General features: G+C 66.6%; 16 protein-coding genes. 15 read left to right on the top strand and 1 reads right to left on the bottom strand.

Features of this window, described 5'->3' with window-relative positions; genetic code table 11:
* Positions 1-2: 2 nt before the first annotated feature.
* From Q8M85_RS02205 to Q8M85_RS02160, 10 genes are all read left to right on the top strand, one after another.
* Positions 3-806, top strand: a complete 804-nt coding sequence (locus Q8M85_RS02205) for a phosphonate ABC transporter ATP-binding protein (RefSeq protein ID WP_305539660.1) — start codon at positions 3-5, stop codon at positions 804-806.
* On the top strand, positions 803-1,597 hold the full coding sequence (phnE, locus tag Q8M85_RS02200; RefSeq protein WP_305539657.1) for a phosphonate ABC transporter, permease protein PhnE: 795 nt from the start codon (positions 803-805) through the stop codon (positions 1,595-1,597). The genes Q8M85_RS02205 and phnE (Q8M85_RS02200) overlap by 4 nt, the downstream gene beginning before the upstream one ends.
* A complete protein-coding gene (locus Q8M85_RS02195) occupies positions 1,594-2,262 on the top strand; it encodes a class I SAM-dependent methyltransferase (protein WP_305539654.1) in 669 nt (222 codons plus the stop codon). Before phnE (Q8M85_RS02200) ends, Q8M85_RS02195 begins: the two co-directional genes overlap by 4 nt.
* A complete protein-coding gene (locus Q8M85_RS02190; RefSeq protein ID WP_305539651.1) occupies positions 2,259-3,494 on the top strand; it encodes an alpha-D-ribose 1-methylphosphonate 5-triphosphate diphosphatase in 1,236 nt (411 codons plus the stop codon). Before Q8M85_RS02195 ends, Q8M85_RS02190 begins: the two co-directional genes overlap by 4 nt.
* Positions 3,495-3,506: 12 nt before the next feature.
* A complete protein-coding gene (locus Q8M85_RS02185) occupies positions 3,507-4,415 on the top strand; it encodes a lysophospholipid acyltransferase family protein (RefSeq protein ID WP_305539648.1) in 909 nt (302 codons plus the stop codon).
* Between the two features lie 86 nt (positions 4,416-4,501).
* Positions 4,502-5,320: a phosphonate ABC transporter ATP-binding protein gene (phnC, locus tag Q8M85_RS02180; protein ID WP_305539645.1), complete on the top strand. Its 819-nt coding sequence runs from the start codon at positions 4,502-4,504 to the stop codon at positions 5,318-5,320.
* Positions 5,321-5,369: 49 nt separating this feature from the next.
* Entirely contained in the window at positions 5,370-6,266 is an 897-nt protein-coding gene (gene phnD, locus Q8M85_RS02175) for a phosphonate ABC transporter substrate-binding protein (RefSeq protein ID WP_305539642.1), read from the top strand.
* Between the two features lie 63 nt (positions 6,267-6,329).
* Positions 6,330-7,208 carry a phosphonate ABC transporter, permease protein PhnE gene (gene phnE, locus Q8M85_RS02170; RefSeq protein WP_305539639.1) on the top strand — a complete coding sequence of 293 codons (879 nt, stop codon included), beginning with the start codon at positions 6,330-6,332 and terminating at the stop codon, positions 7,206-7,208.
* 1 nt (position 7,209) lies between these two features.
* On the top strand, positions 7,210-8,532 hold the full coding sequence (gene phnE, locus Q8M85_RS02165) for a phosphonate ABC transporter, permease protein PhnE (RefSeq protein ID WP_305539636.1): 1,323 nt from the start codon (positions 7,210-7,212) through the stop codon (positions 8,530-8,532).
* Between the two features lie 176 nt (positions 8,533-8,708).
* Positions 8,709-9,383 (top strand): chloramphenicol acetyltransferase, encoded by a 675-nt coding sequence (locus tag Q8M85_RS02160; protein ID WP_305539633.1) that lies wholly within the window; start codon positions 8,709-8,711, stop codon positions 9,381-9,383.
* Here Q8M85_RS02160 and phnF read toward each other — a convergent pair.
* Positions 9,374-10,084, bottom strand: a complete 711-nt coding sequence (phnF, locus tag Q8M85_RS02155; RefSeq protein ID WP_305539630.1) for a phosphonate metabolism transcriptional regulator PhnF — start codon at positions 10,082-10,084, stop codon at positions 9,374-9,376. The two genes, Q8M85_RS02160 and phnF, sit on opposite strands and share 10 nt — an antisense overlap.
* 112 nt (positions 10,085-10,196) lie before the next feature.
* Here phnF and phnG point away from each other — a divergent pair, with 112 nt between their 5' ends.
* The 5 genes from phnG (at position 10,197) to phnK (ending at position 14,099) form a co-directional block, all read left to right on the top strand.
* Entirely contained in the window at positions 10,197-10,646 is a 450-nt protein-coding gene (gene phnG, locus Q8M85_RS02150) for a phosphonate C-P lyase system protein PhnG (protein ID WP_371135177.1), read from the top strand.
* A complete protein-coding gene (phnH, locus tag Q8M85_RS02145) occupies positions 10,643-11,218 on the top strand; it encodes a phosphonate C-P lyase system protein PhnH (protein ID WP_305539624.1) in 576 nt (191 codons plus the stop codon). Before phnG ends, phnH begins: the two co-directional genes overlap by 4 nt.
* Positions 11,218-12,318 carry a carbon-phosphorus lyase complex subunit PhnI gene (locus Q8M85_RS02140; RefSeq protein ID WP_305539621.1) on the top strand — a complete coding sequence of 367 codons (1,101 nt, stop codon included), beginning with the start codon at positions 11,218-11,220 and terminating at the stop codon, positions 12,316-12,318. Before phnH ends, Q8M85_RS02140 begins: the two co-directional genes overlap by 1 nt.
* Positions 12,319-12,423: 105 nt before the next feature.
* Positions 12,424-13,317: an alpha-D-ribose 1-methylphosphonate 5-phosphate C-P-lyase PhnJ gene (locus tag Q8M85_RS02135; RefSeq protein ID WP_305539618.1), complete on the top strand. Its 894-nt coding sequence runs from the start codon at positions 12,424-12,426 to the stop codon at positions 13,315-13,317.
* Positions 13,318-13,322: 5 nt separating this feature from the next.
* A complete protein-coding gene (phnK, locus tag Q8M85_RS02130; RefSeq protein WP_371135180.1) occupies positions 13,323-14,099 on the top strand; it encodes a phosphonate C-P lyase system protein PhnK in 777 nt (258 codons plus the stop codon).

The raw sequence follows: 14,099 nt of genomic DNA, 5'->3' as shown, positions 1-14,099 counted from the left end.
CCATGAACGCTCCGGTCCTACCCGCCCGGACGCTGACCGGCTCTGCTATTGCAGAGCCGGTCCTTGCCGTTGCGGGTCTGACCAAGGACTTTCCGGGCCGCAAGGTCCTGCAGGGCCTCGATTTCGCGCTGGCGCCTGGCCAGGCCACGGCGCTGATCGGCGCGAACGGATCGGGCAAGTCAACCCTGCTGCGCTGCCTGGTGCGTCTGATCGAGCCGACGTCGGGCCAGATCCGCATGCTTGGCCGCGAGGTGCCCGCCCTGTCCCCCCGAGCCTTGCGCCAGTTTCGGGCCGAGGTGGGCATCGTCTGGCAGCGGCACAATCTTGTCCCCCGCCTGTCCGCCCTGTCGAACGTGATCCACGGTGTCCAGGCCCGGATGTCCGGCCCCCGCGCCTGGGCGCAGTCGCTCGCCCCGGCCCCGGTTCGCGACGAGGCGATGGCCTGCCTTGCGCGTGTCGGGCTGGCCGACCGGGCGCTGGTGCGCGTCGACAGCCTGTCCGGCGGCCAGCAGCAGCGTGTCGCCATTGCCCGCATGCTGATGCAGCGCCCCGCCTTCATCCTGGCTGACGAGCCTGACGCCAGCCTGGACCCGCAGACCGGGGAAGAGGTGATGTCTCTGCTTCTGAACCTGGTGCGCGACGACGGCCTGTCGCTTCTGGTGATCTCGCACCGGCTGGAACACACGCTGCGCTTTTCCGACCGCATCCTTGGCCTTGCCGACGGGCGCATCGCGCTTGACCAGCCCACCAGCCGCGCGACCCCGTCCAGCCTGCGCCACTTCTTCGACCACGCCGAGGCCGCATGACCACCTTTGCCCCTGCCCGCTTTCAGCATCGCAGCCTGGTCGAATACGCGGCCCTTCTGGCTGTGCTGGCGCTGGTCGTCACTTCGCTGGCCGCCACCGCGCCCGCGCTTGACCGGCTGGGCAGTGGCATCGCCCGCCTTTTCGCGCCGTCGGGCATGTTGACCCAGATGTTCCCGCCGGACTTCACCCGGATCGTGCCCATCAGCTGGAAGCTTCTGGAGACGTTGCAGATGGCGGTCGCGGGCTGCTTCCTGGGCCTAATCCTGGCGCTCCCCTTCGCGATCCTGGCGACTGACCGTCTGTCCCCGCACCCGCTGGTTCGCCACGCCGCCCGCGCGGTCATCGCGCTTTTCCGCACGGTCCCCGACCTTGTCTGGGCGATCATCTTCATCATCATCGTCGGCCTTGGGCCCGCTGCCGGGGTCATGGCGATCATGGTCGACAAGATCGGCTTTGCCGGTCGTTTCTTTGCCGAAGCGATGGAGGAGACCGACCCCGGCCCGCAGGACGCCCTGCGCGCCATCGGGGCCAGCCGCCTTGGCATCATCGGGTCCGCCGTGATCCCAGCCTGCCTGCCGTCTTTCACCGCTACCTCGCTCTTCGCGCTGGAAAAATCCGTGCGTGGCTCTGCTGCCCTGGGCCTGGTCGGGGCAGGTGGCATCGGGGTCGACCTCAAGGTTGCCTTCGACCTTTTCAATTATGACGAGGCGCTGGCGATCATCCTTCTCATGCTGGCCCTGGTCGTCGCTGTCGAGCAAGGCTCGGGCTGGATTCGCAGGAAATTGATATGAACCATATGCTTACCGATACCGCACATCTCTATTGGAACGCCGAGTGGCAGAAGGCCGATGGCTCCAGCCCCTGGGCAATGCCGGAACCCTGGGCCATCGACCACGCCAGCACCCTGGCGCAGGGGTCGCGCATCCTGGACCTGGGCGCCGGGATCGGGCGGCATGCGCTGGCCTTCGCGGAAGCGGGCCACCAGGTCACCGCGCTGGACGCGTCCGAGGCTGCGACCGCCGCCGTCGCCGCCGCCGCCTTCACGCGCAACCTGACGCTGGACGCCGTGCAGGCGCCGATGACCGACCTGCCGTTCGAGACCGCCAGCTTCGACCACGTCCTTGCCTGGAACGTCATCTACCACGGCGACGAATCCGTCGTGCGCCGCACCTTGTCCGAGATCGCCCGCGTCCTGCGCCCCGGTGGCACGTTCATGGCGACGATGCTGTCCGCCCGCCGCCTGCCGGTCGAACAGGCAAAGGCCAAGGGCCGTGAGATCAGCCGCCACACCTGGGTGTTCGAGGGTGAAGGCGACAAGATCCACCCGCATTACTTCTGCACCGCGCCCGATCTTCTGTCCCTGATGTGGGGCTTCGAGGTCTTCACCCTCTTCGACCGCCCGCACGAAAAGCCCGGCTCGTGGCACTGGCATCTTCTGGCGGAGCGTCTGGGATGAATGCCGAACTGGTCGAAGGCGCCCGTGTCATTCTGGACGACCGGATCGAGACGGCGTCGGTCCGCATCGAGGCTGGACGCATCACCGGGATCGACGTCGCCCGCGACGGGGCATCGGTGATCCCGGCCTGCGGTCGTATCCTGGCCCCGGCCTTCGTCGATATCCACGGCGACGCCTTCGAACGGCAAGTCATGCCGCGCCCCGGTGTGATGGTCCCGGTGGAAACCGCTCTCTTGGAGACCGACCGCCAGCTTGCCGCGAACGGCATCGCCACCGCCTACCACGCCCTGACCCTGTCCTGGGAACCGGGCCTGCGCAGCGTCGATACCGGCTGGCAGATCGTCCGCGCGCTGGAACGCCTGCGCCCGCGCCTGACCGCCGAGAACCGCCTGCAACTGCGGTGGGAGACCTTCTGCCACGAGGCCGAGCCGCTGATCGCCCATGCCCTGACCAGTGCCGACCGCCCGGCGCTGGCCTTCAACGACCACACGACCTCGATGCTGCTGCATCCCGATGTTCCGGTTCAGGACAGGCCCTTCGACCAGGTCGACCCCTATCCGGTCACGCCCTTAGATGCCCCGCGCTTTGTGAAGAAGATGGCCGACCACGCCCGCCGCGCCCAGGTTTCGCCGGAAGAGTATGTGGCGCTGCTGACCTCGGTCTGGAGCCGCCGTGCCGAGGTTCCGGCGCATATCGCCCGGATGGCGGCGCTGGCCCGGTCGCATAAGGTGCCGATGCTGTCCCACGACGACAGCCAGACCGAAACGCGCAGCTACTACCGGAACCTTGGCGCGACGGTGGCAGAGTTCCCGATGCACGACCGCGTCTTCCTTTCGGCGCGGGACGCAGGCGACCCCATCGTCCTTGGTGCGCCGAACGCCATGCGTGGCGGAAGTCATCTGGGCAGCCCCGGGGCAGCCCAGATGATCGCGCGCGGGCTGTGCGACATCCTGGCCTCCGACTACTTCTACCCGGCGATGCTGGGCGCGATGGTTCGGCTGCATGCCGACCGCGTTGCCCCGCTTCCCGCGCTGTGGAAACTCGTGTCGCTGAACCCGGCCCGCGCGATGGGCCTTGCCGACCGGGGCCGCATCGCCCCCGGCCAGCGCGCCGACCTTCTGCTCCTCGATTGGCCCGAGGGCCAAACCCCGGCCCCGATGCGCACCTGGGTCGCCGGACGCCCCGGCTATTCTGCCCTGCCCGCCATCCCCCAAACCGAACCCGCCCTCTAAGGAGAGCCCCCGATGTTCGACGCGATTGCCAACTTCGACACGCTGCCTGCCGCGCCGCAAGTCGACTTCACCTATTCCCACTCCGGCCAGTCGATCTTTCGCCGCAGCCTGATCCGCGCGGTCGAGACGCTGACCGGCCAGCCAAAGCTGCGCCGCCTCTATCTGGACTGGGCGTGGAGCGACCGCGCCCCCGGCGTCCCGATCTTTTCGGCGGCCCTGCGCCAGTTGCGCATCCAGCCCCGCATTACCGAAGGGGCGCAGCATCTGGAGACGGTGCCGGCGCAAGGTGGGCTTCTCCTGGTGGCGAACCATCCGTTCGGGGTGGTGGACGGGCTGACCATCGGCCATCTGGGGATGCAGCTGCGCGGCAACGTGCGCATCCTGACCAACAGCCTGCTCTGCCGGGTGCCCGAGGTTGATCCCTACCTTTTGCCCGTCGATTTTTCCGGCACGCCGGAAGCGCGGCGGCTGACTGCCGAGACCCGGCGGCAGGCGGCAGCTCTGCTGGCGGCAGGCAAGGTGGTGGCGGTATTCCCGGCAGGCGGGGTAGCGACGGCCAACAAGCCGCTTAAGGGGCGGGCGGTGGATGCGCCCTGGCACCCCTTCATCGGGCGGCTGGCGACGATCCCCGGTGTGACGACCCTGCCGGTGCACTTCTCCGGCCAGAACTCACGCCTCTTTCAGATCGCCAGCCACACCTCTTACCCCCTGCGTGTCGCGCTGATCTTCCACGAGACCCGCCGCCGCATCGGCCAGCCGGTCGAGCTGCGCCTTGGAACGCCCGTCGCGGCCCTGGAGCTGGCGCAGCTTGACCGCGATCAGGTCGCCGCCGACCTGCGCCGCCGTTGCATGGCACTGGCCGCCCCCGCCCTGAAGGACCCGGACGAGACCTACATCTGGCCCAGCCACATCAAATGGTAAGACCCGTCACACAAGCTTCATCCAGACTTCGATAACCTGTCACATCCGCCCGCTAGGACCGTCGCAACCAAAGGTGAGGGCCGGCGATGCTGGATGTGCAGGGCGTGACGCGGATGTTCGGCCAGAAGGCGGCCGTCGACAACATCAGCTTCCAGATCAACGGCCCCGCCTTCGTCGGCATCATCGGCCGTTCCGGTGCCGGGAAATCCACATTCCTGCGGATGATGAACCGGCTTCTCGACGCCACCTCGGGCGAGATCCTGGTCGATGGCCGCAACGTCCTGGCGCTGAAGGGGCCCGAAGCCCGCGCCTGGCAGTCGCACTGCGCGATGATCTTCCAGCAGTTCAACCTGGTGCCCCGGATGGACGTCGCCTCGAACGTCCTGCACGGCATCCTGAACCGCCGGTCCACCCTGCAGACCATGTTCAACCTCTGGCCCCGCGCCGATATCCTGAAGGCGCTGGAGATTCTCGACCGCCTCGGCATCAGCGAACAGGCCCCGAAACGCGCCGAGGCGCTGTCCGGCGGCCAGCAGCAACGCGTCGCCATCGCCCGGGCGCTGATGCAGGACCCGAAGATCATCCTGGCGGACGAACCCATAGCCTCGCTCGACCCGATGAACGCCCAGGTCGTGATGGACACGCTGAAGCGCATCAACGTCGAGGACGGTCGCATGGTCATCGCCAACCTCCACACCCTCGACACCGCCCGGCGCTACTGCGACCGGGTGATCGGCATGCGTGACGGCCGCATCGTCTTTGACGGCACGCCCGACCAGCTGTCCACCAGCGTCGCGCGCGAGATCTACGGTGCCGACGCCAGCTTCAACGAGGACGCCACGTCGACCTCGATCCCCACCGACGCCGCAGCCGACCGGTCCTACGCCGACCTCATGCTGTCGTGAACCTCCGATACTTCCCGGCCCAAAAGGCCACAACCTTCATGGAGCACCCATGCAAAAGCTGCTGACTGCAACCGCGCTGACCGCGATCCTCGCCTCCTCGGCCCTTGCCCAGGATATCAAGGAATTCAACATCGGCATCCTTGGCGGTGAAAACGCCCAGGACCGCATGACCTCGAACGAGTGCTTCCGCGCCAAGATGGAAGAAGCCCTTGGTGTTCCGGTCAAGATATTCACCCCCGCCGACTATGACGGTGTGATCCAGGGCCTGCTCGGCGGCACGCTGGACTATGCCTGGCTGGGCGCCTCGTCCTATGCCAAGATCTACCTGACCAACCCGGAAGCGGTCGAAGTCAAGCTGACCAAGCAGAACCTGGACGGTTCGACCGGCTACTATTCCATCGGCTTCACCCGCCAAGACAGCGGCATCACCTCGATGGACGACGCCAAGGGCAAGGTCTTCGCCTTCGCGGACCCGAACTCGACCTCGGGCTATCTGGTCCCCGGCGCGGAACTGACCGCCAAGTATGGCAAGCTGGAAGACTACTTCGCCGAAGTGAAGATGTCCGGCGGCCATGAGCAGACCATCGTCGGCGTTGCCAACGGCGACTTCGCGGCCGGCGTGTCCTGGGCTGACGGCCTGGGCAACTGGGAAGACGGCTACAACTCGGGCGCCTTCCGCAAGGCCGCCGATGCAGGTCTCGTCGACATGTCGAACCTTGTCGAAATCTGGCGCTCGACCCTGATCCCGGAAGGCCCGATGGTCGTCCGCAAGGCCCTGCCGCAGGACGTGAAGGACAAGGTGACCCAGCTTACCGCCGACCTGTGGGAAACCGACAAGGACTGCGCCTATGCCGTTGCCGCTGGTGACGCCAAGGACTTCGTCCCGGTCGAACATTCGGCCTATGACGGCATCCTGGCCGCCCGCAAGCTTCAGGAAGGCATGTAAGCCTTCCTTCCGGCCGGACCCCGCGCTCCCCGGGGTCCGGCCTTTTTCTTTTCGGATGATCTCATGGTCGATATCGCCTTCGGACCGGAACAGGGCCAGCGCCCCGATCTGGCCAACCGCAATGAAGCCTATCTCGACATGGTCCGCCGCAAGCGGATGTATGGCGGTATCCTGATCGTCATCTTCGTTGCCCTCATGGCCTCGGGCTGGAACCTGGCCGAAGAGCGCAACGCCGGCGGCTTTCTCAGCGGGTTGCACCAGGTCTTCGCCTTTCCCTCCGAGGTCCTGTCCGAAGCCTGGGTAAAGCGCGCGCTTCTGCCCGCGATCTTCTGGGACCACATCCCTGCCCTGATCGAGACACTGAACATCGCCGCCGTTGCCACCCTACTTGGCGGGCTGGCCGCGATGTCGCTCTCGCTTCTGGCCACCCGCGGCCTCGCGCGCTGGCCCGCCCTCATCCCCGTCTTCCGCCGCACGATGGACGCGCTGCGCGCCATCCCGGAAATCGTCATCGCGCTGGTCCTGATCTACATCCTCGGCGGTGGCCCGGTCCCCGCCGTCATCGCCATCGCGCTGCACACCGGCGGCGCGTTGGGCAAGCTTTTCTCCGAAGTGGCCGAGAACGCCGACCTGAAACCCATCGAGGGCCTGCAATCCGTCGGCGCCAACTGGTCGCAGCGGATGTGGCTGGGCGTGATCCCGCAGGTCGCGCCGAACTGGCTGTCCTATGCGCTTCTCCGGTTCGAGATCAACGTCCGCGCCTCGGCAATCCTGGGCTTTGTCGGCGAAGGCGGCATCGGCCACGACCTGAAACTGGCGATGCAATGGGGCCAGGGCCGCTATGACGAGGTGGTGGCGATCTTCGCTCTTCTCTTCGTGACCATCGTGGTGATCGACCAGATATCGGACCGCTACCGCCAGAAGCTGGTGAAGGGGCACTGACATGACCGCAACGCTTTCGCCAAGCCTCGCCGACACCGTCACCGCCAGCTTTGCCGCCAAACGCCGCCTGGCCTTCGCGATCCCGGCAGCGATCCTCGCCTACCTGGTCTACGCCGCGATCAGCTTTGACCTTGCGGGCCTGGCCCAACGCGCCCGCTTCGACAACGCCACGATCCTTCTTGGCGATTTCTGGTCGCACAAGACCCATGTCACCCGCGACAACCGCACCGACCAGATCACCGTCGCCATCGAGGGCGAAAACAAGGGAACCTATCCCGCCGGCATGCTGCCCGACTGGGTCACGATCTCTGGCACCGTCACCACCATCGACCTCGGTCAGGGCCACGTTGTCACCTATGACGACCAGGGCGCGCGCTATGTCGTCCCCGGTTACGGCACCATCGACATCCGGCCCGAAGGCGGCAAGCCGGTGCTGACCGCACCAGAACCGATACCGGACTGGATCTCGGTGGCCGAAAACAAGGTTTCGGTCACCACCGTCGCGGGTCGCTTCAGCTACAGCCGCTCCAAGGTCGAGACCTTCAAGTACGAACCCGGCTGGGAGCTGTGGTTCTTCACCCTCGACAGTCCGTTCTACGGCAAGTCCTTCGGCAACCTGCTCGCGCTGGCAACGACCGGCGAACGCGTCGACCCCAGCCGCTCGAACCTCGGCTACATGGTCGGCGAATTCTGGACCAACAAGATGTGGCGGCATGGCGACGTGGCCTGGGCGATCTTCGAGACGATCCTGATGGCCTTCCTTGGCACGATGACCGCAGCCCTGGTGGCCCTGCCCCTCAGCTTCCTCGCCGCGCGGAACTTCAACCCGCTCGGCCCCCTGCGCTTTGCCGCGCGCCGGGTCTTCGACTTCATCCGCGGCGTGGATGGGCTGATCTGGACCATCATCCTGTCCCGCGCCTTCGGCCCTGGCCCGATGACCGGCGCGATCGCCATCGCGATCACCGACGCAGGCACCTTCGGCAAGACCTTCTCGGAAGCCCTGGAGAATATCGACGAGAAACAGGTCGAAGGCATCCAGTCCACCGGCGCGAACAGCCTCCAGCGCGCCCGCTTCGGGGTGATCCCGCAGATCACGCCGGTCCTCTTGTCCCAGATCCTCTACTACCTTGAATCCAACACCCGCAGTGCAACGGTGATCGGTGCCATCGTCGGCGGCGGGATCGGTCTTCTGCTGACTCAGGCCATCATCACCCAGAAGGACTGGGAGGAAGTCGCCTATTACATGGTTCTCATCGTCCTGATGGTCATGGCTATGGACAGCCTCTCCGGCTGGCTCCGCCGCAAGCTGATCAAGGGGACCTGATCCCCTTGCCTCGCCCGCCGTTTCATCTTTGGCCAAATATCCCCGCCGGAGGCGCCGCAGCCACGCAGGGCGACACGCCCGCAAACCGGGTGCTGACGGCTCCACCCGCGCCCCCTCTCGCCCATGGTTAGAGGGTCGCGGTGAGGGGCTGCCACCAGGAACAAGGTTAATCGACCATGAACGCCCACAGCCAACCCCTTGAGTCTACAGGATCGGAGCAATCCGCCCAGCGTGGACCACGCCTCTCCCCCGACGGCGCGGTGATCCACTCCGGCTGCCAGATCGTGAACTCCACCTTCGCCCCCTGGACCGAGGTCGGCGAGGGCTCCCGCGTCCTCAACTCCACCTTCGAGGCCTACGCCTACTGCGACCGGCTGTCGGACATCGCCAACACCACGGTCGGCAAGTTCGCCAACATCGCCGCGATGACCCGCATCGGGCCGACCGATCACCCGATGGCAAACGCCAGTCTGCATCACTTCCTCTACCGGTCCTCCTACTACTGGGACGACATCCCGGACGACGCCGAATTCATGGCCCGCCGCGCCAGCCGCCGCACCGTGATCGGTCCCGACACCTGGCTTGGCCACGGCGTCATCGTGAAGCCCGAGGTGACCATCGGCGCCGGGGCCGTCATCGCCTCGGGGGCGGTCGTCACCAGGGATGTGCCGCCCTACATGATCATGGCCGGCATCCCGGCCCAACCGCTCCGTCCCCGGTTCGCCCCGGGCATCGCGGACCGCCTGATGGCGCTGGCCTGGTGGGACTGGAGCCACGACCGCCTCCGCGCCGCACTCCTCGACTTCCGGTCGCTGACGGCCGAGGCGTTCCTGGAAAAGTATCAGGGCTGATCTGCGACCGTCAGCGTGACCCGGTCCCCCGCGAACCACGTCGTGCCCAGTTCGACCGGAACCCCTTTCGGATCGACGTTCACCGCCACTGTCCGCATGACCGGCGCGCCGGGGCGCACCGCCAACGCCAGTGCCAGCACCGGGTCTGCCAGCTGCGCCGTCAGCCGGGTTTCGGCTCGGGTGTAGTCGGTCAGGCCCGAGGCCGCGAGCGACCGGGTGATCGATCCCGTCGCGCGGACCAGGTTCGGAAGGTCGGGAAACCGACCCCCGGGAAAGATCGACCGGAACACCGCGATCGGCTGTCCATCTGCCAATGAGACCCCCTCGACCACCTGCACCGGATCGCCTGCCTTCAGCCGCAGCGCCCGGGCCTCTTCGGCATCGCTTGCCCTTGTCTCGGTTCTGCTGATCCGGCGCGAAGGGGCCTGCCCGGCGGCCAGCACGTTCTGGTGGAACCGCACCCGACGACCCAAGGGATAGTCGGTCGGCCGCTGCGCCACGAAGACGCCCGCCCCTTGCCGGGAATGGACTAGACCCTGTTCAGCCAGTGCGGCAAGTGCGTGGCGGACCGTGTGGCGGTTCACGCCGAAACGGGCCGCAAGCGCTGCCTCGGTTGGCAGGCGGTCGCCGGGTCGGTAGTGGCCGGCGGTGATCTCTTTGGTCAGGGTGGTCGCGATAGCGGACCAGATGGCTTCCTTCAAGAGCTTATCCTGTCACTAAAAATTCACAACTCTCTGGTTGGCCTCGTGCCGCCCGTCAGCTATGATTTGTATAGTTGTATAGATAGATAGACAACCCCCTAAACCTGTCGAGATGAAAATGACCGACGCTTCACCTCTGGACCGAAAGACCTGGATGGCCATGCTGGCCAAGGCCCCGGCCGTGCGGCTGGCCGCGCTGCTGCCTGACCTTCCACCTCATTCCGTCCTGCGCCAGCCCGAGATTGGCGCAGTCATGGTGCGGGGCCGCGTCGGCGCGACGGGGGCTGCGTTCAATCTTGGCGAGATGACCGTGACCCGCGCGTCGGTGCGTCTGGCCTCGGGGGAGGCTGGCCACGCCTGGGTGCAGGGCCGCGACAAAGGCCACGCGCTGCGGGCTGCTGCGATCGATGCGCTCATGCAGACCGACGCGGCAAACGACCTGACGTCCCGCGTCCTGAAGCCGCTTGAAGCCGAGGCGCAGGCGGCACGCGCAAGCCGCGCCGACAAGGCCGCAGGCACAAAGGTCGACTTCTTCACCCTGGTTCGCGGAGAGGACAAATGATTGCCGCATCCGACGCTCTTCTGGGCGGCTTCACCGAGGCCCCGCTTCAGTCCGCCCGCGCTTTCCGCGAGATACTTGAGGCGCTGGCACGCCCTGGAACGATCCGCCGCGTAGCCGGAGCGCAGCCCCCTGCACCGCTATCCACCGCAGCGGGCGTGGCGCTTCTGGTCCTGACCGACCCGACGACGCGGCTGCATCTGGCCGGTCGCGCCGACTGCGCAGGCGTCCGGGACTGGGTTGCCTTCCACATCGGCGCGCCGCTTGCCGCTGCCGAGGACGCCGACTTTGCGGTCGGCACCTGGGACGCCCTGCACCCCGTAAGCCGCTTCCGCATCGGCCAGCCCGACTATCCAGACCGCTCCGCCACGCTGATCGTAGAATGTGACCGGCTTTCGCCCCACGGCCCCGCGCTGACGGGCCCGGGGATCGAGACGGCAACCTGGCTCAATCTGCCCGAAACCGCAGCCTTCCGCGCCAATCGGGCGCTATTCCCGCTTGGGTTCGATACGCTTTTCACCGCCGGCGACCAGATCGCCGGCCTGCCCCGGTCTACCCGCGTGGAGGCGATCTGATGTATGTGGCCGTCAAGGGTGGCGAGCGCGCCATCGACAACGCGCACCAGTGGCTTGCAGAAGAGCGGCGGGGTGACCTGTCGGTCCCGGAGCTCACGATTACGCAAATCCGCGAGCAGATGGCACTGGCAGTCAACCGTGTGATGGCCGAGGGCTCGCTTTATGACCCTGACCTGGCCGCGTTGGCGATCAAACAGGCGCGCGGCGACCTGATCGAGGCCGTATTCCTGATCCGGGCCTACCGCACCACACTGCCGCGCCTTGCCGCTTCGAACCCCGTGGATACCGGCGCGATGGCGGTGGATCGGCGCATCTCGGCCACCTTCAAGGATCTGCCGGGCGGGCAGGTGCTGGGGCCGACCTTCGACTACACCCACCGACTTCTGGACTTCACCCTGATGGCCGAGGGCAAAACGCCGGACACTCCCTCTCCTTCGGGGGAAGAGGGCCGGGGTGAGGGGGAATCCCGCGTCCCGCATGTCACCAGCTTCCTGAACCGCGACGGGCTGATCGAGGTCGCCGAACCAGGCGACGCCACGCCCCCCGACCTGACGCGCGAGCCGATGGAACTGCCCGCCGACCGGACCCTGCGCCTGCAGGCCCTGACCCGCGGCGACGAAGGCTTTGTTCTCTCGATGGCCTACTCCACTCAGCGCGGCTACGGCCGGACCCATGCCTTTGTCGGCGAATTGCGCATCGGCACCGTGGCGGTCGAGGTGGACATCCCCGAGCTGGGTTTCGCCGTCGAGATCGGCGAGATCGAGCTGACCGAATGTGAAACGGTGAACCAGTTCAAGGGCTCGAAAACCGAACCCCCGCAGTTCACCCGCGGCTATGGCCTGGTCATGGGCCAATCCGAACGCAAGGCCATCGCGATGAGCCTCGTCGACCGCGCCCTGCGCTGGCAGGAGCTGGGCGAAGACTTCACCGGCGCCCCCGCACAGGACGAGGAATTTGTCTTGATGCACTGCGACAACATCCAGGCCACCGGGTTCCTCGAACACATCAAGCTGCCGCATTACGTCGATTTCCAGGCCGAGCTGGAACTGGTCCGCAAGCTGCGCGCCGAGGCGATGGCGCTGCAGGAGGCGGCGGAATGACCTACCGCCACCACAGGGGCGCGAAGCCCAGAATCGCGATTCCGACACACATCCAGGCGATGGTCGAGATGTCCATGATGCACACTCCTTTCGGGGGCAATTCCCATGCTTGACGCTGGTTCCCAGGCGGAGGCCTACAACTTCGCCTACCTCGACGAACAGACCAAGCGGATGATCCGCCGCGCGATCCTGAAGGGGATCGCGGTGCCGGGCTATCAGGTCCCCTTCGCCAGCCGCGAGATGCCGATGCCATACGGCTGGGGCACGGGCGGGGTGCAGGTGACGGCAGCCTGTCTGGTGCCCGAGGATCGGCTGAAGGTCATCGACCAAGGGGCGGACGACACGACGAACGCCGTCAGCATCCGCCGCTTCTTCCAGCGCACCGCCGGGGTGGCTGTCACCGAGGCGACCAGCGAGGCGACCGTGATCCAGACCCGTCACCGCATCCCGGAGGTGCCTCTGACTGCGGGCCAGATCCTCGTCTACCAGGTCCCGATCCCCGAACCCCTGCGTTTCCTGGAACCGCGCGAGACCGAGACTCGGAAGATGCATGAGCTGGAAGAATACGGGCTGATGCATGTGAAGCTCTATGAGGACATCGCCCGGCACGGCCAGATCGCGACGTCCTACGCCTATCCGGTCAAGGTCGAAGGGCGCTATGTGATGGACCCCTCGCCGATCCCCAAGTTCGACAACCCGAAGCTTGCGGGCAACCCGGCGATCCAGTTGTTCGGTGCCGGGCGTGAGCAGCGGATCTACGCGCTGCCGCCCTGGACGAAGGCGGTAAGCCTGGATTTCGACGACCATCCGTTCGAGACCTCGAAAGCGCCGCATGACTGCGACCTTTGCGGGGCCAAGGACAGCTACCTGGACGAGGTGATCACCGACGATGCGGGTGGGCGGATGTACGTCTGCTCGGACACCGATTTCTGCGCCGGTCGACGGGCGCGGGGCATGAAGGGGCGGCTCTGGGCGCCCGAGCCGGAGGGCGTGGCATGACCGTGATGGAAAAGCTTGTGGCGACCGACCAGCCGTTGCTGAGGGTCGATGGGTTGACGAAACGCTACGGTCCCCGCATCGGCTGTGCGGATGTAACCTTCGACCTCTACCCGGGAGAGGTTCTGGGGATCGTCGGCGAAAGCGGCTCGGGCAAATCGACGCTGCTGTCCTGTCTGGCGGGCCACCAGCGCGCGGACCTGGGACGGATCAGCTATGACGGCCGCGACGTGCTGGCGATGTCCGAGACGGAACGGCGGCGGCTTTCCCGCACCGACTGGGCCTATGTGCATCAGAACCCGCGCGATGGGTTGCGGATGGGCGTCAGCGCGGGCGGCAACGTGGGCGAGCGGCTGATGGCCGTCGGCGCGCGGCACTACGGCCAGATCCGGGGCAAGGCGGTGGACTGGCTGGGCCGGGTCGAGATTGCGGTGGACCGGGTAGACGACCGGCCCTCGGCCTTTTCGGGCGGGATGCAGCAGCGGTTGCAGATCGCGCGGAACCTGGTGACCGGACCGCGGCTGGTCTTCATGGACGAGCCGACCGGAGGCCTTGATGTCAGCGTGCAGGCGCGGCTTCTGGACCTGCTGCGCGGGCTGGTGCGGGACCTGGGTCTCAGCGTCATCATCGTCACCCATGACCTTGCCGTCGTCCGCCTGCTGGCCCACCGCCTGATGGTGATGAAATCCGGTCGCGTCGTGGAACAGGGCCTGACCGATCAGGTGCTGGACGACCCGCAGCACGCCTATACCCAGCTTCTCGTCTCCTCTGTCCTTCAGGCATAA

Origin of the sequence: Tabrizicola sp., assembly GCF_030694085.1 — a bacterium.
Classification (GTDB): domain Bacteria; phylum Pseudomonadota; class Alphaproteobacteria; order Rhodobacterales; family Rhodobacteraceae; genus Tabrizicola.
Note: the sequence above shows the minus strand (reverse complement) of the source record. Positions and strands in the feature narration are given on the sequence as shown.

Coding starts and splice junctions, on each gene's coding strand:
- Q8M85_RS02135 (WP_305539618.1), top strand. CDS start 12,424: ATGCTTGACGCTGGTTCCCAGGCGGAGGCCTACAACTTCGCCTACCTC.
- Q8M85_RS02185 (WP_305539648.1), top strand. CDS start 3,507: ATGTTCGACGCGATTGCCAACTTCGACACGCTGCCTGCCGCGCCGCAA.
- phnC (WP_305539645.1), top strand. CDS start 4,502: ATGCTGGATGTGCAGGGCGTGACGCGGATGTTCGGCCAGAAGGCGGCC.
- phnE (WP_305539657.1), top strand. CDS start 803: ATGACCACCTTTGCCCCTGCCCGCTTTCAGCATCGCAGCCTGGTCGAA.
- phnH (WP_305539624.1), top strand. CDS start 10,643: ATGATTGCCGCATCCGACGCTCTTCTGGGCGGCTTCACCGAGGCCCCG.
- phnE (WP_305539639.1), top strand. CDS start 6,330: ATGGTCGATATCGCCTTCGGACCGGAACAGGGCCAGCGCCCCGATCTG.
- Q8M85_RS02160 (WP_305539633.1), top strand. CDS start 8,709: ATGAACGCCCACAGCCAACCCCTTGAGTCTACAGGATCGGAGCAATCC.
- Q8M85_RS02195 (WP_305539654.1), top strand. CDS start 1,594: ATGAACCATATGCTTACCGATACCGCACATCTCTATTGGAACGCCGAG.
- phnK (WP_371135180.1), top strand. CDS start 13,323: ATGGAAAAGCTTGTGGCGACCGACCAGCCGTTGCTGAGGGTCGATGGG.
- phnG (WP_371135177.1), top strand. CDS start 10,197: ATGAAAATGACCGACGCTTCACCTCTGGACCGAAAGACCTGGATGGCC.
- Q8M85_RS02190 (WP_305539651.1), top strand. CDS start 2,259: ATGAATGCCGAACTGGTCGAAGGCGCCCGTGTCATTCTGGACGACCGG.
- phnD (WP_305539642.1), top strand. CDS start 5,370: ATGCAAAAGCTGCTGACTGCAACCGCGCTGACCGCGATCCTCGCCTCC.
- Q8M85_RS02205 (WP_305539660.1), top strand. CDS start 3: ATGAACGCTCCGGTCCTACCCGCCCGGACGCTGACCGGCTCTGCTATT.
- phnE (WP_305539636.1), top strand. CDS start 7,210: ATGACCGCAACGCTTTCGCCAAGCCTCGCCGACACCGTCACCGCCAGC.
- Q8M85_RS02140 (WP_305539621.1), top strand. CDS start 11,218: ATGTATGTGGCCGTCAAGGGTGGCGAGCGCGCCATCGACAACGCGCAC.